At 62.7% G+C, this 21,394-nt stretch carries 23 protein-coding genes and 1 tRNA gene; 8 read left to right on the top strand and 16 right to left on the bottom strand.

The annotated features are described in order from the left end of the window. Window positions 1-204 precede the first annotated feature (204 nt). Window positions 205-534, bottom strand: coding sequence for a phasin family protein (locus NKH71_RS26410; RefSeq protein WP_352789255.1), 330 nt, complete (start codon window positions 532-534; stop codon window positions 205-207). Window positions 535-834: 300 nt separating this feature from the next. Here NKH71_RS26410 and NKH71_RS26405 point away from each other — a divergent pair, with 300 nt between their 5' ends. Next, on the top strand, window positions 835-2,223 hold the full coding sequence (locus NKH71_RS26405) for an SPOR domain-containing protein (RefSeq protein WP_352494596.1): 1,389 nt from the start codon (window positions 835-837) through the stop codon (window positions 2,221-2,223). A 45-nt stretch (window positions 2,224-2,268) separates the two neighbouring features. Here the strand turns inward: NKH71_RS26405 and NKH71_RS26400 are convergent, their stop codons facing one another. The 4 genes from NKH71_RS26400 to NKH71_RS26385 form a co-directional block, all read right to left on the bottom strand. Then, window positions 2,269-2,967, bottom strand: coding sequence for a DnaJ domain-containing protein (locus tag NKH71_RS26400; protein WP_023717747.1), 699 nt, complete (start codon window positions 2,965-2,967; stop codon window positions 2,269-2,271). Beyond that, a complete protein-coding gene (locus NKH71_RS26395; RefSeq protein ID WP_352482282.1) occupies window positions 2,967-3,698 on the bottom strand; it encodes a vWA domain-containing protein in 732 nt (243 codons plus the stop codon). The genes NKH71_RS26400 and NKH71_RS26395 overlap by 1 nt, the downstream gene beginning before the upstream one ends. Window positions 3,699-3,822: 124 nt before the next feature. After that, window positions 3,823-4,260: a DUF1489 family protein gene (locus NKH71_RS26390; RefSeq protein WP_023717749.1), complete on the bottom strand. Its 438-nt coding sequence runs from the start codon at window positions 4,258-4,260 to the stop codon at window positions 3,823-3,825. Window positions 4,261-4,345: 85 nt separating this feature from the next. Then, complete coding sequence (locus NKH71_RS26385; protein ID WP_352895416.1) at window positions 4,346-5,734, bottom strand: L-serine ammonia-lyase; 1,389 nt, start codon at window positions 5,732-5,734, stop codon at window positions 4,346-4,348. 170 nt (window positions 5,735-5,904) lie between these two features. Between NKH71_RS26385 and NKH71_RS26380 the strand changes: the two genes are divergently transcribed. Continuing rightward, window positions 5,905-6,624 (top strand): DUF599 domain-containing protein, encoded by a 720-nt coding sequence (locus tag NKH71_RS26380; protein ID WP_023717752.1) that lies wholly within the window; start codon window positions 5,905-5,907, stop codon window positions 6,622-6,624. Here the strand turns inward: NKH71_RS26380 and NKH71_RS26375 are convergent. The 6 genes from NKH71_RS26375 to NKH71_RS26350 all read right to left on the bottom strand — a co-directional run bounded on the left by NKH71_RS26375 (window position 6,597) and on the right by NKH71_RS26350 (window position 10,964). Then, on the bottom strand, window positions 6,597-7,394 hold the full coding sequence (locus tag NKH71_RS26375; RefSeq protein WP_023717753.1) for a YdcF family protein: 798 nt from the start codon (window positions 7,392-7,394) through the stop codon (window positions 6,597-6,599). The genes NKH71_RS26380 and NKH71_RS26375 overlap by 28 nt on opposite strands. Before the next feature lie 28 nt (window positions 7,395-7,422). Further along, entirely contained in the window at window positions 7,423-8,988 is a 1,566-nt protein-coding gene (locus NKH71_RS26370) for an amidase (protein ID WP_023717754.1), read from the bottom strand. Continuing rightward, window positions 8,988-9,446 (bottom strand): GNAT family N-acetyltransferase, encoded by a 459-nt coding sequence (locus tag NKH71_RS26365; protein WP_352482278.1) that lies wholly within the window; start codon window positions 9,444-9,446, stop codon window positions 8,988-8,990. Before NKH71_RS26365 ends, NKH71_RS26370 begins: the two co-directional genes overlap by 1 nt. Window positions 9,447-9,453: 7 nt before the next feature. Next, entirely contained in the window at window positions 9,454-9,741 is a 288-nt protein-coding gene (gene gatC / locus NKH71_RS26360) for an Asp-tRNA(Asn)/Glu-tRNA(Gln) amidotransferase subunit GatC (protein WP_023717756.1), read from the bottom strand. Window positions 9,742-9,816: 75 nt separating this feature from the next. Further along, a complete protein-coding gene (locus NKH71_RS26355) occupies window positions 9,817-10,233 on the bottom strand; it encodes a hypothetical protein (RefSeq protein WP_023717757.1) in 417 nt (138 codons plus the stop codon). A gap of 23 nt (window positions 10,234-10,256) precedes the next feature. Then, window positions 10,257-10,964, bottom strand: coding sequence for a metal-dependent hydrolase (locus NKH71_RS26350; RefSeq protein ID WP_023717758.1), 708 nt, complete (start codon window positions 10,962-10,964; stop codon window positions 10,257-10,259). Window positions 10,965-11,081: 117 nt separating this feature from the next. Here NKH71_RS26350 and ruvX point away from each other — a divergent pair, with 117 nt between their 5' ends. Further along, on the top strand, window positions 11,082-11,567 hold the full coding sequence (ruvX, locus tag NKH71_RS26345) for a Holliday junction resolvase RuvX (protein WP_023717759.1): 486 nt from the start codon (window positions 11,082-11,084) through the stop codon (window positions 11,565-11,567). Here ruvX and NKH71_RS26340 read toward each other — a convergent pair. The 3 genes from NKH71_RS26340 to NKH71_RS26330 all read right to left on the bottom strand — a co-directional run bounded on the left by NKH71_RS26340 (window position 11,534) and on the right by NKH71_RS26330 (window position 14,191). Then, entirely contained in the window at window positions 11,534-11,845 is a 312-nt protein-coding gene (locus tag NKH71_RS26340) for a DUF6105 family protein (protein ID WP_023717760.1), read from the bottom strand. The genes ruvX and NKH71_RS26340 overlap by 34 nt on opposite strands. Next, a complete protein-coding gene (locus NKH71_RS26335) occupies window positions 11,845-12,399 on the bottom strand; it encodes a hypothetical protein (protein ID WP_023717761.1) in 555 nt (184 codons plus the stop codon). Before NKH71_RS26335 ends, NKH71_RS26340 begins: the two co-directional genes overlap by 1 nt. Window positions 12,400-12,562: 163 nt before the next feature. Then, entirely contained in the window at window positions 12,563-14,191 is a 1,629-nt protein-coding gene (locus NKH71_RS26330) for a DNA alkylation response protein (protein ID WP_023717762.1), read from the bottom strand. A 155-nt stretch (window positions 14,192-14,346) separates the two neighbouring features. On the opposite strand from NKH71_RS26330, the gene NKH71_RS26325 reads away from it, so the two are divergent. From NKH71_RS26325 to dprA, 4 genes are read left to right on the top strand one after another with little or no spacing between them, the layout of a single operon-like run. After that, window positions 14,347-15,312, top strand: coding sequence for an aspartate carbamoyltransferase catalytic subunit (locus NKH71_RS26325; RefSeq protein ID WP_352494588.1), 966 nt, complete (start codon window positions 14,347-14,349; stop codon window positions 15,310-15,312). Further along, window positions 15,309-16,595: a dihydroorotase gene (locus tag NKH71_RS26320; protein WP_023717764.1), complete on the top strand. Its 1,287-nt coding sequence runs from the start codon at window positions 15,309-15,311 to the stop codon at window positions 16,593-16,595. The genes NKH71_RS26325 and NKH71_RS26320 overlap by 4 nt, the downstream gene beginning before the upstream one ends. Window positions 16,596-16,652: 57 nt before the next feature. Beyond that, the gene (gene plsY / locus NKH71_RS26315) at window positions 16,653-17,240 is read left to right on the top strand and encodes a glycerol-3-phosphate 1-O-acyltransferase PlsY (RefSeq protein WP_352482272.1); all 588 of its coding nucleotides are present in this window, start codon (window positions 16,653-16,655) and stop codon (window positions 17,238-17,240) included. Continuing rightward, entirely contained in the window at window positions 17,237-18,361 is a 1,125-nt protein-coding gene (dprA, locus tag NKH71_RS26310) for a DNA-processing protein DprA (RefSeq protein ID WP_352494586.1), read from the top strand. Before plsY ends, dprA begins: the two co-directional genes overlap by 4 nt. A 526-nt stretch (window positions 18,362-18,887) precedes the next feature. Here dprA and NKH71_RS26305 read toward each other — a convergent pair. Continuing rightward, a tRNA-Lys gene (locus tag NKH71_RS26305) sits at window positions 18,888-18,963 on the bottom strand. A 308-nt stretch (window positions 18,964-19,271) separates the two neighbouring features. Here NKH71_RS26305 and NKH71_RS26300 point away from each other — a divergent pair. Beyond that, window positions 19,272-19,751 carry a BA14K family protein gene (locus NKH71_RS26300; protein ID WP_023717768.1) on the top strand — a complete coding sequence of 160 codons (480 nt, stop codon included), beginning with the start codon at window positions 19,272-19,274 and terminating at the stop codon, window positions 19,749-19,751. 148 nt (window positions 19,752-19,899) lie between these two features. On the opposite strand, the gene glpK is transcribed toward NKH71_RS26300, so the two are convergent. Continuing rightward, entirely contained in the window at window positions 19,900-21,393 is a 1,494-nt protein-coding gene (gene glpK, locus NKH71_RS26295) for a glycerol kinase GlpK (RefSeq protein ID WP_352895415.1), read from the bottom strand. Window position 21,394: the final 1 nt, after the last annotated feature.

Here is a 21,394-nt window from a genome sequence, read left to right as displayed (position 1 = left end):
CTCGACATGTAGGTGCTCGATGGACGATTTTAAGCCCTTCTGTTTAGCTGACAATATGGCTAGGTGGCCAAACTTGACCGATTTTTCAAATCGTGAAGACCGCAAGGACCCCGATTTCGAGCTGGCATGAAAAAACCCGGCCGCGCGTTCGCGACCGGGTCTGTCTTTTGAGGCCCAAGGGCCGGCTTGGAACGTTCGTCGAATTTACTTCGCCTTGGCGACAATCGATTCGAACGGCTTGTAGGCTTCCTTGGCGAGTTCGGCATAGAGATCGCCAAGCTTGGTGGCCTCGGTGACGAAGCTCTCATAGGACTGCTTGGCGTAGTCGGACTGGATTTCGATCGCCTTATCCAGCGACTTGGCGGAGAAGAGCTTCTCGACAACGGCGCTGCCGGCCTCAAAACTTTTCTTGGTGTACTCGCCCGCCTCGGTGGCGATGGCCTGCGCACCCTTGGACAGCGATGCAAAGCTCTTCAATCCGGTGTCGGCAAATTCCTTGCCGTATTTGCTGAAATCTTCATGGGTCTGGGTCATTTCACGCATTCCCTTGAACGGTTGCCTTTGGACGATGGACGCGCCTTGTCCGGGCCGCGTTGTGCAATGCGTGTAAATATATTGTGCAGTGCACAAAAAGTCAAGATTTCCGCGGCAATGCGCATCGTGAGCCGCCGGCAATCGCTAAGATTCGAATAAAGAGAGGCTCAATCCCGCAGAAAATGGTGAACGCGGCGGTTACCATAAACGGATTGGTAACGCTGCCCGCGTTAGCGTGGCCCGAGGTGAGGCAGGACCCTTTGCCGCCTCCAAGGCAACGGAAATTCAAAGGAACTATCAGTGCGTAAGGCGTTGTCGGGCTTCGTTTCCAAATCCGCGTCCCCCCTCAAAACGATCATGATTCTCGCTATGGCGATGAGCTTCGTCGTCGCGGACGCGGCTTCATCCATGGCGGCCAAGTCGGCGGCCATCGTCATCGATGCCAAGTCCGGCAAGGTGCTTTATTCGTCGGATGCCGATGGCCGGCGCTATCCGGCCTCGCTTACCAAGATGATGACGCTCTATCTGACGTTCGAGGCATTGGCGAAGGGCAGGATCAGCAGGAATTCTCCGGTCGTGTTCTCGGCCAATGCCGCTGCCGAACCGCCAACAAAGCTCGGCGTCAAGCGGGGCGGCTCGGTCACGGTCGAGACCGCCATCCTGTCGATGGTGACCAAATCGGCAAACGATTCCGCAACTGCGCTTGGCGAGATGCTCGGCGGCAATGAGGCCAATTTCGCCCGCATGATGACCGCCAAGGCGCGGGCGCTGGGCATGCGGGGAACCGTTTTCCGCAACGCCAACGGCTTGCCTGATCCCGGGCAGTTCACGACGGCGCGCGACATGGCGCTGCTCGGTATCGCCCTGAGAGAGCATTTTCCACAATATTACGGCTATTTCTCGCAGCGCTCCTTTCTTTACGGGCGACAGCGCATCAACGGCCATAACCGTCTGCTCGGACGCATCAAGGGCGTCGACGGCATCAAGACCGGTTATACCCGCGCCTCCGGCTATAACCTGGTCTCCTCGGTATCGGATGGCGACCGGCGCATCGTAGCGGTGGTCATGGGCGGCAGGTCCGGCGGCAGCCGCGACAGCCAGATGGCCGGGTTGATCAATGCCTACATGCCGAAGGCGTCGTCGCGCGGCGGCGGCATGCTGATTGCCAAAGCCGGTGGCGGCAATCCGATTTCAGCCCTGGCCAAGGTGCTTCTGCCGAAGCATGACGCGCCGACGCCGGATAGTAAGCCGGACGACGATGCCGTTGCCTCTCTCGTCGAGGAAAATGCTCCCGTCGTTGAAGAAACCACTCCGGTCGTTCAGACCAGAAAGGTCAAGACGGCGGCCGTGGCGACAGCGGACGATGTGGCGACGGCCCGGGTCGCCGCAGCCTATGCCGAACCGGCTGCAGAGGTCGATCCGGTCAGCACGGCGTCGGTGCCATCCGGCTGGGCAATACAGGTCGCCTCTTCGCCAAAGCAATCCGAAGCAAAGGCTTTCCTCGACAAGGCGACGAAGCAGGTGCCCTCCGTTCTGGCCGATGCCTCCGGTTTCACCGTCGCCTTCGACAAAGACGGCGTCACCTATTACCGCGCCCGGTTCGGTGGTTTTGGTTCGAAGACCGCCGCCTGGAAGGCTTGTAACGCTTTGAAAAAGAAGAAGATCGAGTGCTACGCCGTCCAGCAGTAAGGGCGCGAAACGATATCTTTCCCGAAAGTTCTGCGTCGAAGGAGACTAGTTGTGATTGGAGAGCAAGACGTCCTTGGCTTCGTTGATCCGCGCCGCCAGGAAAGACGTGCCACCGATATCGGGGTGCAGGCGCTGCATCAGGCGGCGGTGCGCCTTGCGGACATCCGCCGCGGCAGCCCCCGCTTCAAGACCAAGGATCTTGTAGGCCTCCTCCTTAGTCATGGCGCCCGAACCTGGCGCAACACCCAGCCCTTCGCCACCATTCGCATCAGCGTCTTTGCGCCAGATGGGAAATCTGCCGTCAAGATACGTCTCTAGCAGCTGGCGGCTCTCCGGATCGCCGGAGAGCTCGCGATAAAGTTGCTGCAATTCGGCAAGCCCCATCGAGCCAAGCATCTTGCCTTCATGGCGCCCAGCCAGCACGAGGCCTTCGAGGCCGCCGGTGTCGTGATCGAGTTCCATCTCAAGCGCCGCGGTACGCACCGTCGAACGCTTGCCCGGTGCCAGTTTTGCGGCCGGCTGATTCATGCGCATGGAGCCATACCAGGCGAGCGCGGCCGACAGGATCAAGCCGCCGAGGCCCTCGCGCCCGACCAGCAGCACGGCAACGCCGACCAGCCCGAGCAGCACGGGTCCAAGGGTCCTCATGCCGCCTGCAAGCTTCCCCGGATCGGCGCGCAGGAAGATGGTGAGCATGCCGAGAAGCACCAGAAGCAATGCTACAAAAGCGATAATCGCGCCCATCAGTTTCCGCCGCCCCGCAGATGCTCGATCATCAGCCGGTCCTCCGGCCTGCCCCGGTCCTCCAGTGCTTTCAGACCGCCGGTCGCAAACACGGCGACGGACGAAAGCAGGCCGGCCAAGGTCGCGGCAGCCCGCCGATCAAACCGGAACCAGGCCCCTTTGGACAGCCGTGCAATTTCCTTGAACGCCTTTTCTGCACCGGCATCATGGCCTTCCTGAAAAACGAAGACAGGAACGCCGTGCAGACCTAGGCTACCGGCCTTTTCGGCCAGATCATCTATGTTTTCTTCCATCGCATCGCCGATATAGACCAGCGCGTTGACCTTGGCCGCCGCCGTCTGTTTCAGCGCATGGGCGAGCACCTTGCCGATCTGGGTGTGGCCGCTACGGCAGTCGATGCGCGTCATCAGCTGCTTCAGAGCTTCGGTATCGGTGACGAATGCGGAGGAACGGCACTCGCCAAGCCCGCGGAAATAGACCAGTTGAACCTTGAGCACCCCAGCCTTGCCGACGGCGTCGAACATCTCGGCCTGCAGCGCACAGGCGAGATCCCAGGTCGGCTGGCGGCTCATCGTAGCGTCGAGGGACAGGATCAGCCTGCCTGAACCGGTGGCGGATGCAGCGAGCGTCCTTGCCTGACGGAGAAAGGCGTCGATCTCGCCGGTGCTCGATTGGGACTCGACCGGCGCAGGATTGGCCTTTGCAGGCACGGGCTGCTTCTTGTCGCTCATGACATTCAAGATGTGGCGTTGTTCCCCAGCTTGCAAGCCCAGATCAGGCGACCTGCAGGACCGGTGATGATGGCAACTGCGGACAAGCGTTCGGCCGGTGCCCTTGGCGTTACGGTTCTTGGCGTCAGAGTAGGCCGAGATCGGCCAGCTCACGCCTGAGCTTCGGCGGCATTTCGATCAGCCCGGCTTTGCCCTTGCCGAGATCGGCCGGCGCGTCCGCCGGCTTCAGGTAGCGCCACCCTTGGAATGCACGGCGCGGCTGCCAGTCGGTGCGCACGACCTCGGGATCGAGGATCAGATGGCAGCGGCCGATGCCATCGTCATCAGTGAAGGGCCGGATTTCGGTGATCAGCTGACGGCATTGGACATTGCCCTTGACCACCCAGTAGAGCGAGCCGCCGTCGGTGATCTCGGCGCCGCGCGTCGGCACCATGCGGGTGGTGTGGTAGTGTTCGGCCGGTTCGCCGGCGCGGCGCCGCTCGTCGAGGCGGAAGGCAATCCACTCTTCCAGATCCTCGACGCTGTCACAGCCGACGCAAAGCTTTATGAGATTGAGAGACATCGTTTAAGGTTTAGCCCAGCACGCGAACGCGTCAACGGCCTGATCGACTTCTCCACAGTGGTGGTCCAGGCCGCCAGACTGGCGCTCAGCACTCCACGACATTGACGGCCAATCCGCCAAGGCTGGTTTCCTTGTACTTTTCGTTCATGTCGAGGCCGGTCTGGCGCATCGTCTCGATCGCCGCATCGAGCGGCACGAAATGAACGCCATCGCCCTTGATGGCCAGCGAAGCGGCGGTCACCGCCTTGACAGCGCCAAGCGCGTTGCGCTCGATGCACGGCACCTGCACCAGGCCGCCGACCGGATCGCAGGTCATGCCGAGATGATGTTCCAGCGCGATTTCGGCAGCGTTCTCGACCTGCTCGGGCGTGCCGCCCATGACGGCGCACAATCCCGCCGCAGCCATCGCCGAAGCCGAACCGACCTCGCCCTGGCAGCCTACCTCGGCCCCCGAGATCGAAGCATTGGTCTTGATGATGCCGCCAACGGCCGCCGCCGTCAGCAGGAAATCGCGGATACTCGGCTGGTCGGCTTCGGGATGGAAATGCAGCCAATAGCGCAACACCGCGGGCAGAGTGCCGGCCGCCCCATTGGTTGGCGCGGTGACGACACGGCCGCCGGCGGCGTTCTCCTCGTTGACCGCCATTGCATAGATCGACAGCCAGTCATTGGCGAGCAGCGGGTTGGGCCGGTTCTGCTGCCATTGCTCCTGCAACTTGTCGTGCAGCATCCGGGCACGGCGGCGCACCTTCAGTCCGCCGGGCATGATGCCGTCTTGCGACAGGCCGCGCTCGATGCATCCCTTCATGGCGCTCCAGATGCCGTCGAGGCCGGCGTCGAGCTCCTTGCGCGACATCTGCGTCTCCTCGTTGACGCGCTTCATCTCGGCGATGGAAAGGCCACTTTTCGCTGCCATTGAGAGCATTTCGACGGCGTTCTTGAACGGATATGGAACCTTCTTGCCTTCGGTTGTCGCCGAGCCCCTCGCCTTCATCCGCTGCAATTCTTCCTCGGAAACGACAAAGCCGCCGCCGATCGAATAGTAGACGCGCCTCAGCAGCAACCGGTCTCCGGCATCATAGGCAGAAAACGCCATGCCATTGGCGTGACCCGGCAGCGGCGTCTTGCGATCCAGCACCAGATCCGTTGCCGGGTCGAAACGATAGGACGGATGGCCGGGCGGCGAAATCCGCTTCTCGGCGGCGATGCGAGCGGCGATGCCGTCGGCCGTCTGCGGCGTCTGGCCGGCGAGGCCGAGCACCACGGCGCGATCGGAGCCATGGCCGATACCGGTATAGGCGAGCGAGCCATGCAGGCTGGCCGCGATTCGGTCGACCCTGGCGTCGGCCGGACGCGGCCAGTCGTCTCCCGCAATCTCGTCGAGAAACCGCCGCGCAGCCGTCATCGGCCCCATCGTGTGCGAACTCGATGGGCCGATGCCGATCTTGAACAGGTCGAAAACCGAAAGGAACACGTGGGCGTTTTCTCCTGGGACCCTGTTGAGATCTACATATAGGAATTCCCATGATGTTTTCCGCTGTTTTGAAGATCGCGGCGCTGCGCCTGCCGACCTTGTTTGCTCCGGCAGCGACATTCCGGCTTCGGCCATCGAAGCGTCCCCTCCGCCTGTGGTAAAAGCACCGCATGAGCGATTCCTTTCATTTATCGACGGCCGACCTTGCTGCGCTGGGGTTCTTCCTTGCCGCGTGGGTGCTGCATACGCTCGCCGCCGACGGAATGCTGGTCAGCCGCATGTCGCTGACGAGGGCGATGAACGCGCAGCGCGAGGCCTGGATGAGGACCATGGCCGAACGCGAGATCCGCATCGTCGACACCGCCATCATGAGCGGCCTGCAACAGGGGACCGCCTTCTTTGCCTCCAGTTCGCTAATTGCGATCGGCGGCTGTTTTGCCTTGCTCGGCACTTCCGATCAGGTTCTCACTGTGCTGAGCGACCTGCCGTTTGGCGCCACATCCTCACGCGCCGCCTTCCAGACGAAGGTGTTCGGGCTGGTGCTGATCCTGGCCTTTTCCTTCTTCAAGTTCGGCTGGGCTTACCGGCTGTTCAACTATTGCTCGATCCTGATCGGCGCGGTGCCGATTCCGCATGGCGAGGCGTCGCGCAATCCGGTCACCGAAACGGCGGTGTGGCGCGCGGCCCGCATGAACATGCTGGCCGGGAAGCATTTCAATTCCGGGCTGCGCGGCGTGTTCTTCTCGATCGGTTATCTTGGCTGGTTCGTCGATCCCGCCGTTTTCGTGCTATCGACGCTGCTGCTTCTGGCGGTGCTGGTGCGCCGCCAATTTTTCTCGGCGGCGCGGCAGGCGGTGCTCGGTCAGCCGCCTGGCCCGGGAAAAGGCTGATCAATGCGGCCCGACAGCCAATAGGCGACGAGCCCGATCCATTCGCGAATCGCGATGGTCGTGGTCTGCAGCGCTTCGTTGGTAGATTTGCGGAACAGGCTGATACCTTCCTTACCGGAGGTGCGGTAGTCGACCGGCCATGGAACCGTCGGGAAGCCGGCTCTGTCGAACAGCGCCTTGGCGCGCGGCATGTGGAAGGCTGAGGTCACCAGCAGCCAGATCTCGCCGGGTTTCGGCGTAATCAGCCGCTTGGTGAAGACGGCATTCTCGTAGGTGTTGCGTGACTTGTCTTCCAGGATCAGACGATCGGCCGCCACGCCGAGCGCAGTGAGTACGCGTGGCGCCGTGGTTGAGTCGCCTTCGTCCTCACCGATTATTGCAACGGGGCCGCCTGAAATGACGACTCTCGCTGTCGGAAAACGCCGCGCCAGCACGGCTGCCTCGACAATTCGATCGCCACTGGCGTTGAGTTCATAACCGCCGCGAACGAAATTGATGGCGCCGTCCATACCGCCGCCGAGCACAACGATTCCGTCAACCCTTTCCGGCAGGGGTGGCTTAGGGAAACGCTCCTCGAGCGGATTGAGCATCACTGCGCCGAGCGAGGTCCATGCTGACAGTGCCAGGACAAGGAAGGCCAGCACGCTGCCGGTGGCAAATAGCCTTTTGCGCCCGACCAATGCCGCAAGCAATCCAGCCAGCAGCAGGATGATCGCGAGATTAAGCGGCTGGACGAAGAGCCACAGGACCTTGGAGACATAGAAGAACATCCCTCACCCCCTCAGATGAGAAACGATCCTACCACCATTTTTCCGGCTGAAATGTGCCGGCCGCCTGTTCGATGACATGGGCGGTCTGGAACAGCGTTTCCTCGTCGAAAGGCCGGCCGATCAGCTGCAGGCCGAGTGGCAGCCCCTTGGCGTCGAGCCCGGCCGGAACCGCGATGCCGGGCAAGCCGGCCATGTTCACCGTCACCGTAAAGATGTCGTTGAGATACATCTTGACCGGGTCGGCGGCCATGTCTTCGTCTGCGATGCCGAAGGCGGCGGACGGCGTTGCCGGCGTCAGGATGACGTCGACACCTGCGACAAACACATTTTCGAAATCGCGCTTGATCAGGTTACGAACCTTCTGCGCCTGCAGATAGTAGGCATCGTAGTAGCCAGCGGAAAGCACATAGGTGCCGATCATGATGCGGCGCTTGACCTCACGCCCGAAGCCGGCGGCGCGGGTCTTTTCATACATGTCGACAATGTCCTTGCCGGGCACGCGCAATCCATAGCGGACGCCGTCGTAACGGGCGAGGTTGGACGAGGCTTCGGCGGGCGCAACAATGTAATAGGCCGGCAGCGCGTATTTCGTGTGCGGCAGCGAGATGTCGACAATCTCGGCGCCGGCATCCCTCAGCCAGGCAATGCCCTTCTGCCACAACGCCTCGATCTCCTCGGGCATGCCGTCGACACGGTATTCCTTGGGGATGCCGACCTTCATCCCCTTGATCGAGCGGCCGATCGCCGCCTCGTAATCCGGCACCGGCAGGTCGACGGAGGTCGTGTCCTTCGGGTCGACCGAAGCCATCGACTTCAACAGGATCGCGGCATCGCGCACGTCGCGCGCGATCGGCCCGGCCTGGTCGAGCGACGAGGCGAAGGCGACGACGCCCCAACGCGAGCAGCGGCCATAGGTCGGCTTAATGCCGACCGTGCCGGTGAAGGCGGCGGGCTGGCGGATCGAGCCGCCGGTGTCGGTGGCGGTAGCGCCGGCGCACAGGAAGGCCGAGACGGCTGATGCCGAGCCACCGGACGAACCGCCCGGCACCAGCTGGGCATTGTCCAACGTGCGCGCGGTCCTGGTGCCGCCCGCCGAAACGAAGCCGCCCTCGCCCTGATGTGTCGTCGGCATTACCACCGTGTCGAGCCGCGAACGCCGCCACGGGTTGATGACAGGCCCGTAATACGAGGTCTCGTTGGACGAGCCCATGGCGAACTCGTCCATGTTGAGCTTGCCGAGCATGACGGCGCCATCCGCCCACAGATTGGCGGTGATAGTCGATTCGTAGCGCGGCTTGAACCCGTCAAGCACGTGGCTGCAGGCCTGGGTGTGGACGCCTTCGGTGCCGAACAGATCCTTGATGCCGAGCGGGATACCCTCGAGCGACCCGCCCTCGCCCTTGGCCAGTTTCGCGTCGGAGGCCTTGGCCATGTCGCGCGCTTTGTCGCCAGTGACCACCACATAGGCATTGAGCGCCGGATTGGCTCGCTCGATAGCCGAAAGATAAGCCTCGGTGACTTCGGTGGCGGTGATCTCCCTGGAGCGCAATTTGGCGCGGGCCTGCGAAATCGTCAGCTGGGTCAGGTCGCTCATCAGGCAAGACTCTTTTCGTAAAACACCGACCACTCGGAATTGGGATAATTCAGCACCGGCCCACAGCGCGAAAAACCGGCGCGTTCGTAGACGGTCCAGGCGGCGGGATGACGGTCGCCCGTCTCCAGCACCAGACGCTTCAGCCCTTCTTGGCGCGCCAAGCCCTCAATCCGCTCGACGATCATCGCACCGATTTTGCGGCCGCGATGCGAAGGCCGCGTATACATACGCTTGACCTCGCCGACGACAGCATCGTGGCGCTTCAGCGCGCCGCAACCGATGGCAAGGCCGTTATCGCGGGCGATGAAGACGGTCGTGTCGCGGTCCGCCATCTGCTCGACCGTCAAATGGTAGCAATGCTCCGGCGGCGTCAACTCCAGCAATGTGGCGTTGAGCTCCTCGACCAGCCCACGCACATCGTCCTGCAGCGGCGTCTCCGCGGCGATCTCGATTACCATCGGCCAGCTACTCCACGACCTTTGGCACGAGAAAGAAGTTCTCTTCGGTTGCCGGCGCGTTGGCGACGATGTCGGCTGCCTTGCTGCCGTCGGTGACGACGTCCTGGCGCTTCTTCATTGCCATCGGCGTGACCGAGGTCATCGGCTCGACGCCGGAAACATCGACCTCGTTCAACTGCTCGACAAAGCCCAAAATGGCGTTCAATTCGCCGGTCATGCGCTCTGCATCCTCCTCGCTCACCGCAATGCGGGCAAGGTGCGCGACGCGCTTCACGGTTTTAATATCAACGGACATGTTGTGCCTCGGGGAAAACCAGCGCTATAGCGGCGCAGCGCGTGCCGCGCAACATGCATCGTGCCGACAACTGCCCTACGGCATCGCCACGCCGTCGCAGAGGAAATAGCTGCCACCGTTGCCGCTCTGCTCGCTTTCGTCCGCGGCAGGCCGAACCGAAACCAGGTCGATCTGCTTCGGGTTCATCTGAGTCAGTGAGAGAACATCCGGAAAGACGTAGCCCGGCTCCTGGCAGATGGCGGTCACCGCCCAGCTTGGCGACCGTGTCGCCTTGGTGATCTGCAGGAACTCGCAGTTATATTCGATGCTTTCCAATCCGTTTGCCGACAGTACGATATTGCCGCCCTCGATCACCGTCTGCAGCGTATCCTTTTTGGCCTGCGCGCAGAGATCCTCCGATTGCAGATAGATGCCCTCGATGAAATCCTCGGCGGCCAGCGCCGGCGATGCGGCAACCAGCATAGAAATGCAAAGAGAGTTTCTCAGACCCATGTCGTCATTCCGGTTCGCTATTCCTACAGCGTAATCGTCTCGCCGATCTTCGGCAACGCCACTTTCACACCCGATCCGTCCAGCCCGGCCACAAACTTGTCGGCGGTCTGATCTATCATCGGAAATGTGCCGAAGTGAGCGGGAACGACCGTCTCGAACTTGAAGAAACGCTGGCAGGCAAGAGCTGCCACCGCGCCACCCATGGTGAAGCGGTCGCCGATCGGCACGATGCCGATCTTCGGCTCATGCAACTCGTTGATCAGCGCCATATCGGAAAAGATGTCTGTGTCGCCCATATGGTAGAGCGTCTTATCCTCGGGGAAGTGCAGGACGAGCCCGCCCGGATTGCCGAGATAGGTGTTCTGGCCGCTCTCGCCTAGAAAGGACGATGAATGCAGAGCCTGAACGAAAGTGGTGGTGAAGCCGCCGCAATCGACGGTACCGCCGATATTGCCGGGATTGATTTGCTTGTCACTGACGCCTTTGCCGACCAGGTACATGCAAATCTCGAAATTGGCGACAAGCATCGCGCCGCTTTTCTTGAGCACTTCGACGGCGCCGCTGATGTGGTCGCTGTGGCCATGGGTAAGCAACACGTGCGTGACCCCTTCGGCCGGCTCTTCCCAGCCGCCTGTCCATGACGGATTGCCGACCAGATACGGGTCGATGAGGATTTTCGCGCCTTCGATTTCGACGCGGAATGCCGAGTGTCCGTACCAGGTAAGTTTCATCAATACCTTCCTCGATTTTTGCTTCGGTAGAGGCTAGAACGCCGACGGCGAAATTAAAGTGCCGCGGCATATGTTGCGCGTATAGGAAGTGCGGCGTCGCGGTCAAAGGAAAAGCCGTTGGGCATCATCACGATCGAGGAGTTGCCGGGCCGGCTCGGCGGCGGCAAGACCCTGGCTGGGCTTGACCTCGGCGACAAGACGATCGGCGTGGCGGTTTCGGACCGCGGCTTGTCCTTCGCGCACCCGCGCCCTGTCATCATGCGCAAGAAATTCTCGCTCGATGCCGCGGTGCTGCTCGCTCTGCTGCAGAAGGAAAATGCCGGCGCAGTGGTGATCGGCCTCCCCATCAACATGGACGGCTCGGAAGGCCCACGCGCCCAAAAATCCCGCGCTTTCGTCCGCAACATGGCTGGATTGACCGATCTGCCGTTCGTCTTTTGGGACGAAAGGCTGTCGACGGTGGCGGCCGAGCGGACACTGATCGAGATGGATTTTTCCCGCAAGAAACGCGCCGGCAAGATCGATTCAGCGGCGGCGGCCTTCATCCTGCAGGGTGTTCTCGACCGGCTTCAGGCGCTCGGAGTCGATGCCTGGTCGAAATAGCGATTGCGCGTTGCCTTGATCCAGCTGCCGATCGCCTTGCGGCGGCGAAATGCCCAGAACGCCATCAGCAGTAGGCCGTCGAAGACGCAAGCCTTCGCCACCATGCCCGGGATGAGCGCCGGATCGACGCCGAGCATCTGCCCATAAAGCTGGAAAACGAGATCGTGCAATTGGCGGCTCAGCATGACATAGCCGAAATTGATATCGTTGAGCGACAGAAAGAACCAGCCCCAGAACAGGAGGAGCGGAGCCGCCCACAGCGCGAACAAGGTGCGCATCAGCGATCGTCCCTCGAATCCGGCCGGCCCGAAATGCGCGCAAGCGAGGAATTGTACGCCGCTGCCTTGGCCATGATATGCGCGGCCGCGCGGATTTCGCCGGTCACTGGAACTGCCGCGGCAGCGGCTGAGCGCCGCTCGGCGAGCATCGCGACATATGACGCCAGAAGTGCCGCCAATTGCACGGCGACAACCATGAACAGCCCATTGATGCCTTGCGCAGCGCCGCCGATGACGATCAACGACAGCACGCCCGAGGCCGAGATGAAGGCGATCCGCACAACACTGTCGGCTGGGTCCGGGTTGGTGGCGTCGCTGGTCAATGCTTCAACAAAGGCCCAGCAGAACAGCACCGCGACGACAAGCAATGCCACGGCGAGCGGCGCCACGACGACGGCGTTTTCAAGATCGGCAAAGCGAGTGTTCTGGACGGGAACGCCGAGCACGCCAAGGGCCGCCGCGACGCCACGATTCCCATCGATGCAGATGAACGCCAGCAGGGCGAAAACGGCCGCCCAATGCAATGCCAGAAAAGAGCTCAAAATATGCCGCATGACGCTCCTGCTTCGCAGGACAAAGACCGCTCAGCCGAACAGTCCTTGCCTTAACCATAACACTGGGCTTTGCCACCGGCCGCCGCAATGGAAACCATTTGTTAAGGTTAACGATCATCCACAGGGCGCGCGAAAAAAAGCGGCTACGACCCGGGCGACGGCACTAGTTGATCGGCGGGTAGAGCGTGTCGATGATCATCCGCGCATCGTGGCGCGAATCGAGCATTCCATAGGTGTTGCGCCACTGGCCGGCGAGGCGCGTCTCGACGAAGGCGTCGGCGATCCGCCCTGCCCCCAGCCTGCGAAGCTCTGCCGCCGCCGCCGACAATGCTAATTGCTCGGTCAACAGCCGCGCTGAGCCCTCGTCGGTTGCAGCGACCTGCATTGCTGCCTTGAGCACGCCGACGGTGCCGCGTCCGCCAGCGCCGAGATCGCGGTCGATGCCGGCCAGCACGTCATCGAACAGGCCTGGCGCGCGGCCGAGCACTCGCAACACGTCGAGCGCCATGACGTTGCCTGAACCCTCCCAGATCGCGTTGACCGGAGCTTCGCGATAGTAGCGGGCGAGCGGCCCCTCCTCGACATAGCCATTGCCGCCGAGGCATTCCATCGCCTCATAGAGCAGCGGCGGCGCAATCTTGCAGACCCAGTATTTGACGACCGGCGTCATGGCGCGGGCGAAGGCCGCCTCGCCGCGGTCGCCGGCCGCCTCGTCGAAGGAGCGCGCCAGCCGGAACGACAGCGCGGTAGCGGCGGCAACGTCGAGCGCCATGTCGGCCAGAACACGCTGCATCAGCGGCTGCTCGATCAGATTGGTTCCGAACACCTGGCGGTGGCGCGTATGGTGGACGGCCTCGGCCAGTCCGGCCCGCATGATCGCCGAGGAGGCGACGGCACAGTCGAGCCGCGTCAGGGTCACCATGTCCATGATCGTCTTCACGCCGGCGCCGGGCTCGCCAACCATCTCGCCGATGGCATTGACGAATTCCACCTCGGAGGACGCATTGGAGCGGTTGCCGAGCTTGTCCTTCAGCCGCTGAAAGCGGAAGCCGTTGCCGGATCCGTCGCCAAGCAAGCGGGGAACGAGAAAGCACGACAGTCCCTCCGGCGCCTGTCCGAGCACCAGGAAGGCATCCGACATCGGCGCCGACATGAACCATTTGTGGCCGGTCAGGCGATAAAAACCGCTGCCGGCGCGCTCGGCCTTGGTGACGTTGGCACGAACATCGGTACCGCCTTGCTTCTCGGTCATGCCCATGCCGAGCGTCAGCCCGGCTTTTTCGACCGGCGGCTTTTGGCCCTGATCGTATTTGCGCGTCGTCACCCGAGGCGCCCATTCGCGAAACAGCTTCGGGCTGGCCATCAGCGCTGCCAGCGAAGCGCTGGTCATGGTGATCGGGCAAAGATGCCCGGTTTCGAGCTCAGCCGTGAGGTAAAAGCGCGCGGCGCGCACCTGGTGGCGGCGGCCGATCTCGGCGTCGCCATTCTCCCAGACCGACGAATGCAGCCCGTTGGCGACCGAGCGGCGCATCAGCGCGTGATAGGCGGGGTGGAACTCGACCTGGTCGATGCGCCGGCCCTGGCGATCATGGGTCCTGAGCTTCGGCGTCTCGACATTGGCAAGACGGGCCAGCTCCTGCGCCTCATGCGTCAAAACGAAACGGCCAAGCCCGTCGAGGTCCTTGCGCACCGGATCGGAAAAGCGCTCGGCAAGCTGGATCAGCAACGGATCGCCCCGCCAGGCGTTGCCGCCGGCCAGCGGCGGCGGCTGGTTGGTCACGTCGTCGGTCACGCTTCGTCCTTATCACCTGAAGTCTGCGAATCCAAAGTCATCGCGGTTTATAGCCTATGGCCGGCGGCGCGCGACGAAAATACCGGGGAGAACCGATCCAATCCCAAGCCGGTGCTTGCAGCCGCGGAGCCTCCCCCCTATAGCAGCGACTTGAGATGACTGACGCATCGTCCCTTCCACTTTATCCCCACCGCCATCTTCTAGGCATCCGCGATCTTTCCCCCGCCGACATCGAGCTTCTGCTCGACCGGGCGGACCGGGCCGTTGCCATCTCGCGGCAATCGGACAAGAAGACATCGACGCTGCGCGGCCGCACCCAGATCAATCTCTTCTACGAAGCCTCGACCCGTACGCAATCGTCGTTCGAGCTGGCCGGCAAACGGCTCGGCGCCGACGTCATGAACATGTCGGTGGCAAGCTCGTCGGTGAAGAAGGGCGAGACGCTGATCGATACCGCGATGACGCTGAACGCCATGCGCCCCGACATATTGATCATCCGCCACCAATCGGCGGGCGCGGCGGCACTTCTTGCTCAAAAGGTCGGCTGCTCGGTGGTCAATGCCGGCGACGGCGCTCATGAACATCCAACGCAGGCGCTGCTCGACGCGCTGACCATCCGCCGCGCCAAGGGTCCGTTGTCGAAGCTGATCGTGGCGATCTGCGGTGACATCCTGCATTCGCGCGTGGCCCGCTCCAATATCATTCTGCTCAACGCACTCGGTGCCCAAGTACGGGTCGTCGCCCCTTCGACGCTTTTGCCCGCCGGCATCGAGAAGATGGGCGTCATCGTCACCCGCTCGATGGGCGAGGGTCTGAAGGACGCCGACGTGGTGATGATGTTGCGCCTGCAGCGCGAACGCATGGAAGGCGCTTTCGTACCCTCGGTGCGTGAATATTTCCGCTATTTCGGGCTCGACGCCGAGAAGCTGAAAGCGGCCAAGGAGGGTGCGCTGGTCATGCATCCCGGCCCGATGAACCGCGGCGTCGAGATCGCCTCCGAGATCGCCGACGGCCCGCAAAGCGTTATCCAGGAACAGGTTGAGATGGGCGTCGCCGTGCGCATGGCGGTGATGGAAGCGCTGCTCGACCCCCGTCGAAACCACGAGGGCCGCGGCGCATGAGCATAACGGTCTTCAGCCGCGCCCGCATCGTCGACCCATCGCGCGGCATCGACGAGATAGGCACCGTCATCGTCGAAGGACGCAAAATCGTTGCCGCCGGCAAGGCGGCCTTGAACCAGGGCGCGCCCGAAGACGCCACGATCATCGAGTGCGCTGGTAAGGCGATCATCCCCGGCCTGATCGATGCACGTGTCTTCATCGGCGAACCGGGCGGCGAACACCGCGAAACCATCGCATCGGCGAGCATTGCTGCGGCGGCGGGCGGCGTCACCTCAATCGTCATGATGCCCGATACCGACCCGGTGATCGACAATGTCGCACTGGTCGAGTTTGTGCTGCGCACCGCCAAGGACACGGCAATCGTCAACATCTTTCCGGCGGCAGCGATCACCAAGGGGCTGGAAGGCCGCGAGATGACCGAATTCGGCCTATTGCGCGAGGCTGGAGCGGTCGCCTTCACCGACGGCCGGCATTCTATCGCCAGCGCGCTGGTGATGCGTCGCGCGCTGACCTACGCGCGCGATTTCGACGGCGTCATCGCGCATGAAACCCAGGACGCCGATCTCGCCTCGGCCGGCGTGATGAACGAAGGCCTTTACGCAAGCTGGCTTGGCCTTGCCGGCATTCCTCGCGAGGCCGAATCAATCCCCCTGGAGCGCGATCTCGCGCTGGCTCGCCTGACCGGCGGCTCCTATCACGCTGCCAAGATCTCGACGGCTATGGCGGCAGACGCGGTAGCGCGCGCAAAAGCCGACGGGGCCAACGTCACAGCAGGCGTGTCGATCCACAATCTGTCGCTCAACGAGAATGATGTCGGCGAGTACCGCACCTTCTTCCGGCTGACGCCGCCGCTGCGCGCCGAGGAAGACCGGCTGGCGATGATCGAGGCGGTCAAGGACGGCACCATCGACCTCATCGTCTCCTCGCACGACCCGCAGGACGTCGACACCAAGCGCCTGCCCTTCGCCGATGCTGCGGCCGGCGCCATCGGGCTGGAAACGCTGCTGGGCGCGGCGCTGCGGCTCTATCACAATGGCGACGTGACGCTGCTCCGGCTGGTCGAGACCTTATCCACCGCGCCGGCAAGATTGTTCAGCCTGCCCGGCGGCACGCTGAAACCGGGGGCTTTGGCCGACCTTGCACTCGTCGATCTGGACGAGCCATGGATCGTCAGCGAGAGCGGCATCCGCTCGCGCTCGAAAAACACCTGTTTCGAAGGCGCGCGGCTGCAAGGCAAAGTCTTGCAAACGATGGTGGCGGGCCGCACAGTGTTTTCGGCCTAGGACGGAACAGGCGTCACGCCTTCAAATCCGTTCAGCCAAGGAAACTTCGGGGGAACAATGGCTTACAGTCCCGTCTTGGCATTGGTGTTCGGCTATCTTCTCGGCTCGATCCCCTTCGGGCTGCTGATCACCCGTGCCGCCGGCCTCGGCGACGTGCGCAACATCGGCTCCGGCAACATCGGCGCCACCAATGTGCTGCGCACCGGCAACAAGGGTCTGGCGGCGGCCACCCTGCTGCTCGACGCCCTTAAAGGCACCGCGGCTGTGCTGATCGCCGGCCGCTTTGCACCTGAGCTCGGACTCTGGGCCGGTTTCGGTGCGTTTCTAGGCCACCTCTTTCCGGTCTGGCTCGGCTTCAAGGGCGGCAAGGGTGTCGCCACCTACCTCGGCGTGCTGATCGGCCTTGCCTGGCAGGTGGCGGTGATCTTCGCCGTTGTCTGGCTCGCGGTGGCTTTCCTGTTCCGCTACTCCTCGCTGGCGGCATTGACGGCAGCGGTCGTCGTGCCAGTGGCCTTGTACTTCCTGAGCACGCCGCAGATTGCCGGGCTTTTCGCGGCGATGAGCCTGATCGTCATCATAAAGCACCGCGCCAACATTGCGCGGCTGCTTGCCGGCACCGAGGGTAAGATCGGGGCAAAGGAGTGAGCGAGCCCGCCGCCGGGCCGCGCCTCAGCGACCGGCAGCGGCTGAGCTGGCTTCGCCTGATCCGCACGCCGAATGTCGGCCCGGCTTCCTTTCGCGACCTGATCAACCGGTTCGGTTCGGCCGAAGCAGCGCTTGCGATGCTGCCGGAGCTGATGATTTCGGGTGGCGCCAAAAAAATCGTCCGCATTCCGTCCATTGCCGAGGCCGAGGCCGAGCTGGAGGCAGCCAGGCGGGCGGGCGCCCGCTTCGTCGGCATCGGCGAGGCGGATTATCCGCCGCTGATGAAGAGCATGGACCATCCGCCGCCGTTGCTCGCGGTCAGGGGCAGTAGTGCGGTTTTCCGCTTGCCCGCGGTCGCCATCGTCGGCGCTCGCAACGCCTCGCTGGCCGGCATCAAGATGGCGCGGATGCTGGCGGCGGATCTCGGCCGCGACGGCTATGGCATCGTCTCCGGCTTGGCGCGCGGCATCGATACGGCCGCGCACCAGGGCAGCCTTTCGACCGGCACGATCGGTGTGCTCGCCGGCGGCATCGATTTGCCCTACCCGCCCGAAAATGCCGGGCTGTGCGACGAGATTGCCGAGCGCGGTGGCGCCATCGTCTCGGAAATGCCGTTTGGCTGGCAGCCGCGCGCGCACGATTTTCCGCGCCGCAACCGGCTTGTTGCTGGCGCCGCATTGGGATTGGTGGTGGTCGAGGCCGCACAGCGCTCCGGCTCGCTGATCAGCGCCCGGCTTGCCGGTGAGATGGGCCGACTGGTCTTCGCCGTTCCCGGTTCGCCGCTCGATCCGCGCGCCGCCGGCACCAATGGCCTGCTCAAGGACGGCGCCACCCTTGTCACCGAGGCCGCCGATGTCACCAGTGCGATCGCGCCGCTGGTCGGCGCCTGGGCGCCAAGGACATCGCCGCTTGAAGAGCCGCCCGACTTTTCGGCAACGCCGCCGCCGCGCGAGGATGACCGCGACCGCGTCGTCGAGGCACTCGGCCCGACGCCGGTAGCAGTCGACGAGATCATCCGCCACACCGGCCTGCATCCCGCCCAAGTGTTCATGGTGCTGCTGGAGCTCGACCTCGCCGGCCGGCTCGAACGCCATGCCGGCGGTAGTGTCTCGCTGATTTGACCGGGAGCTTGCGCATGTCCCGGCGCGCATTCAGACGTGATTTCATGACCGATCTAAGCAACAAACCAAAGCGGACGCTGTTCACTCGTAAGACGGCCTTCGTTTGGGCGGCATTGAGCGTCGTGCTGGCGCTGCAATGGTCGATGGATCTCGGCACGCTGGGTTTTCCCGACAGCTATACAACGCCCTTCGCAAGAGGGACGAGCACGCTTCTGGGCATTCTGACGGCAGCCTGCATGGCCCAGGGTCTCTACTTTTTCCTGGCCGGCGTGTTCGGCAGAAAGGTAAGCGCCGTCGGTCTTTGCCCGCAAATCCTTGCCGCAGCGGTTCTCACGGTGGTGCCGGCGCTTATCGTGAAGGATTGTCCGCATTCGCAGCTGTGCAGCAGAGCCTATGAGGCGCTCACCGGCACGATGATGGACGATGGGGCGGTGGTTAAGGCCACCGCATGCGTTCGGCACGAGGTTGTCACCCATTTCTTAGGTACAAACTGTTACCCATGTCTCCGGGCCGTACATCTGGATTTTGGTGAGCGCGATGGGATTCGAACCCATGACCTACTGATTAAAAGTCAGTTGCTCTACCGGCTGAGCTACGCGCTCCCGCGGGCTCAGAAAGGCCGCCCTCGAAATTGCGCGGAACATAGGGAGAGTGCCTCTGCCGGTCAACCGGAAAAAGACGGCTCGCACACCGGGCTTTCCAGCAGTGTCATCATGCCTTGCGGAGCGCTTCGGCGTTGACGGAACTGCCTCCCTCTCGCACAAGGCCGAAGCTCGCCCTCTATGGCGACAAAGGCAAGCAGCAAATCGGGAGAACCTTTGCGGATCAGCAACTTGGGATTTTTGGCGGAACAATTTGCGCAGCCTGCCCGTTTCCCGCGATAAGGGACATGCGTTTCAAGGAGAAGATCATGAATAGGATCATGTCGGGCCTGCTGGCGACCACTCTTTCGATCTCATTCGCTGCCGCGGAGATCGTGCCAGTCAACGCTCAGCCCAGCTATGCGCCCCCGGCCCAGGGGATCACCTCGAATGTCCAGACCGTCCAGTACGAGCCGTGGCGGAGGCACCGGAGTTTCAACCGCGATTTCTCGCGTCGCGATTTCTCCCGGCGCAGTTTTGCGCGTGACGATGGCATGTATTGGCGTGGCCATCGCGGCTATCGCGAATATCGTCGCGGCTATCGCCGTCACGGTGACTACTGGTTCCCGCTGGCCGCCTTCGCCACCGGAGCGCTGATTACGGGCGCTATCGTCAACAGCCAGAATCGTGTCTATCGTGGCGATGCCCACGTGCAGTGGTGCTACGACCGTTATCGGAGCTATCGCGCTTCTGACAACACTTACCAGCCCAACTACGGTCCGCGCCGGCAGTGCCGGTCGCCTTACTGAGTCCTAAAGCGCGTCGCGTTCGATCGGCCTCATGCGACGCGCTATCGCAAAACCGCTGTTTGCGCGACATGCATTAGATTAGAGGCTGCAGGCCCGCGCCCGAAACGGCGCGGGTGTTTCATTAGTGCGTATCCGGTGGCATCCCTGCCTATTGAGTACTGAGCGTCCTGCGTACAGCGTGGCGCCAACCTGCCAGCTTGGCGGCACGTGTCGAAGCATCCATGTCCGGCTTGAACCGGCGCTCGAGCGCCCAACTCCTGGCGAATTCCGCGGCCTTCGGCCAGACACCCGCCTTCGAGCCGGCCAGCCAAGCCGCACCAAGCGCCGTCGTCTCGAGAATTGTCGGCCGGTCGACCGGCGCATCGAGAATGTCGGCCAGCCGCTGCATGGTCCAGTCCGACGCCACCATGCCGCCATCGACCCTGAGCACGGTCTTGGCCGAGGCGCCCTTCCAGTCCTTTCGCATGGCGTCAAGCAGGTCGCGGGTCTGGAAGGCAACGGATTCCAGTGCCGCGCGGGCAAATTCCGCCGGCCCCGAATTGCGGGTCAGCCCGAAGATGGCGCCGCGCGCCTCGGCATCCCAGTGCGGTGCGCCGAGCCCGACGAAAGCCGGCACCAGATAGACGTTCTGCGTTGGATCGGCTTCCGCCGCCAATTTGCCGCTCTGCTCGGCCTTGCCGATCACCTTGATGCCGTCGCGCAGCCATTGTACGGCGGCGCCGGCGATAAAGATCGAGCCCTCCAGTGCATAGGTGGTCTTGCCGTTCAGCCTATAGGCGATGGTGGTCAAAAGCCGGTTCTTCGAACGCACCAGATCGCTGCCGGTGTTGAGCAGCGCGAAGCAACCGGTGCCGTAGGTGGATTTCATCATGCCCGGATCGAAACAGGCCTGGCCGATCGCCGCCGCATGCTGGTCGCCGGCCACACCGAGGATTCTGATCTCTGCACCAAACAGGCTTTCGTCTGTGATTCCAAAATCATCGGCACAATCTTTCACCTGCGGCAGCATTCTTGCAGGTATGCCAAGAATGGCCAGCAGCTCGTCGTCCCAGGCATTTTGTTCGATGTTGTAGACCAGTGTGCGCGAGGCATTGGTGGCGTCAGTGGCGTGGACCTTGCCGCCAGTCAGGCGCCAAATCAGAAAACTGTCGATGGTGCCGGCCAGCAGTTCGCCCTTCTCGGCGCGTTTTCTGGCGCCCTTCACCTTGTCCAGCATCCAGGCGATCTTGGTGCCGGAGAAATAGGGATCGAGTAGCAGGCCGGTCTTTTTTGTGAATTTCTTCTCCAGCCCCAGCTTCTTCAGTTTCTGGCATAGCGGCGCGGTGCGGCGGTCCTGCCAGACAATCGCGTTGTGGATCGGCTTGCCGGTCTCTTTGTCCCAGATGACGACGGTTTCGCGCTGGTTGGTAATGCCGATCGCGGCGACTTCGGCTGCGTTGCGGCCAGCTGTCTTCAGCGCGGCCTTCACCGTTTCCACGACGCTTGCCCATATCTCCTCGGGATCGTGCTCGACCCAGCCGGAGGCCGGATAATATTGAGTGAATTCCTTTTGCCCGCTGCCGACGACCTTCATCTTGTCGGCGAACAGGATCGCCCGGCTCGATGTCGTCCCCTGGTCGATTGCAAGGATGTATCCGGTCATT

Origin of the sequence: Mesorhizobium sp. M0983, from assembly GCF_040318975.1 — a bacterium.
Lineage (GTDB): Bacteria > Pseudomonadota > Alphaproteobacteria > Rhizobiales > Rhizobiaceae > Mesorhizobium.
Note: the sequence above shows the minus strand (reverse complement) of the source record. Positions and strands in the feature narration are given on the sequence as shown.

Bases quoted from the DNA above. Each gene is read 5' to 3' on its own strand.
- NKH71_RS26410 (WP_352789255.1), bottom strand. From the start codon at position 534: ATGACCCAGACCCATGAAGATTTCAGCAAATACGGCAAGGAATTTGCC.
- NKH71_RS26400 (WP_023717747.1), bottom strand. From the start codon at position 2,967: ATGGGCGCGATTATCGCTTTTGTAGCATTGCTTCTGGTGCTTCTCGGC.
- NKH71_RS26395 (WP_352482282.1), bottom strand. From the start codon at position 3,698: ATGAGCGACAAGAAGCAGCCCGTGCCTGCAAAGGCCAATCCTGCGCCG.
- NKH71_RS26390 (WP_023717749.1), bottom strand. From the start codon at position 4,260: ATGTCTCTCAATCTCATAAAGCTTTGCGTCGGCTGTGACAGCGTCGAG.
- NKH71_RS26380 (WP_023717752.1), top strand. From the start codon at position 5,905: ATGAGCGATTCCTTTCATTTATCGACGGCCGACCTTGCTGCGCTGGGG.
- NKH71_RS26375 (WP_023717753.1), bottom strand. From the start codon at position 7,394: ATGTTCTTCTATGTCTCCAAGGTCCTGTGGCTCTTCGTCCAGCCGCTT.
- NKH71_RS26370 (WP_023717754.1), bottom strand. From the start codon at position 8,988: ATGAGCGACCTGACCCAGCTGACGATTTCGCAGGCCCGCGCCAAATTG.
- NKH71_RS26365 (WP_352482278.1), bottom strand. From the start codon at position 9,446: ATGGTAATCGAGATCGCCGCGGAGACGCCGCTGCAGGACGATGTGCGT.
- gatC (WP_023717756.1), bottom strand. From the start codon at position 9,741: ATGTCCGTTGATATTAAAACCGTGAAGCGCGTCGCGCACCTTGCCCGC.
- NKH71_RS26355 (WP_023717757.1), bottom strand. From the start codon at position 10,233: ATGGGTCTGAGAAACTCTCTTTGCATTTCTATGCTGGTTGCCGCATCG.
- NKH71_RS26350 (WP_023717758.1), bottom strand. From the start codon at position 10,964: ATGAAACTTACCTGGTACGGACACTCGGCATTCCGCGTCGAAATCGAA.
- NKH71_RS26340 (WP_023717760.1), bottom strand. From the start codon at position 11,845: ATGCGCACCTTGTTCGCGCTGTGGGCGGCTCCGCTCCTCCTGTTCTGG.
- NKH71_RS26335 (WP_023717761.1), bottom strand. From the start codon at position 12,399: ATGCGGCATATTTTGAGCTCTTTTCTGGCATTGCATTGGGCGGCCGTT.
- NKH71_RS26325 (WP_352494588.1), top strand. From the start codon at position 14,347: ATGACTGACGCATCGTCCCTTCCACTTTATCCCCACCGCCATCTTCTA.
- NKH71_RS26320 (WP_023717764.1), top strand. From the start codon at position 15,309: ATGAGCATAACGGTCTTCAGCCGCGCCCGCATCGTCGACCCATCGCGC.
- plsY (WP_352482272.1), top strand. From the start codon at position 16,653: ATGGCTTACAGTCCCGTCTTGGCATTGGTGTTCGGCTATCTTCTCGGC.
- NKH71_RS26300 (WP_023717768.1), top strand. From the start codon at position 19,272: ATGAATAGGATCATGTCGGGCCTGCTGGCGACCACTCTTTCGATCTCA.
- glpK (WP_352895415.1), bottom strand. From the start codon at position 21,393: ATGACCGGATACATCCTTGCAATCGACCAGGGGACGACATCGAGCCGG.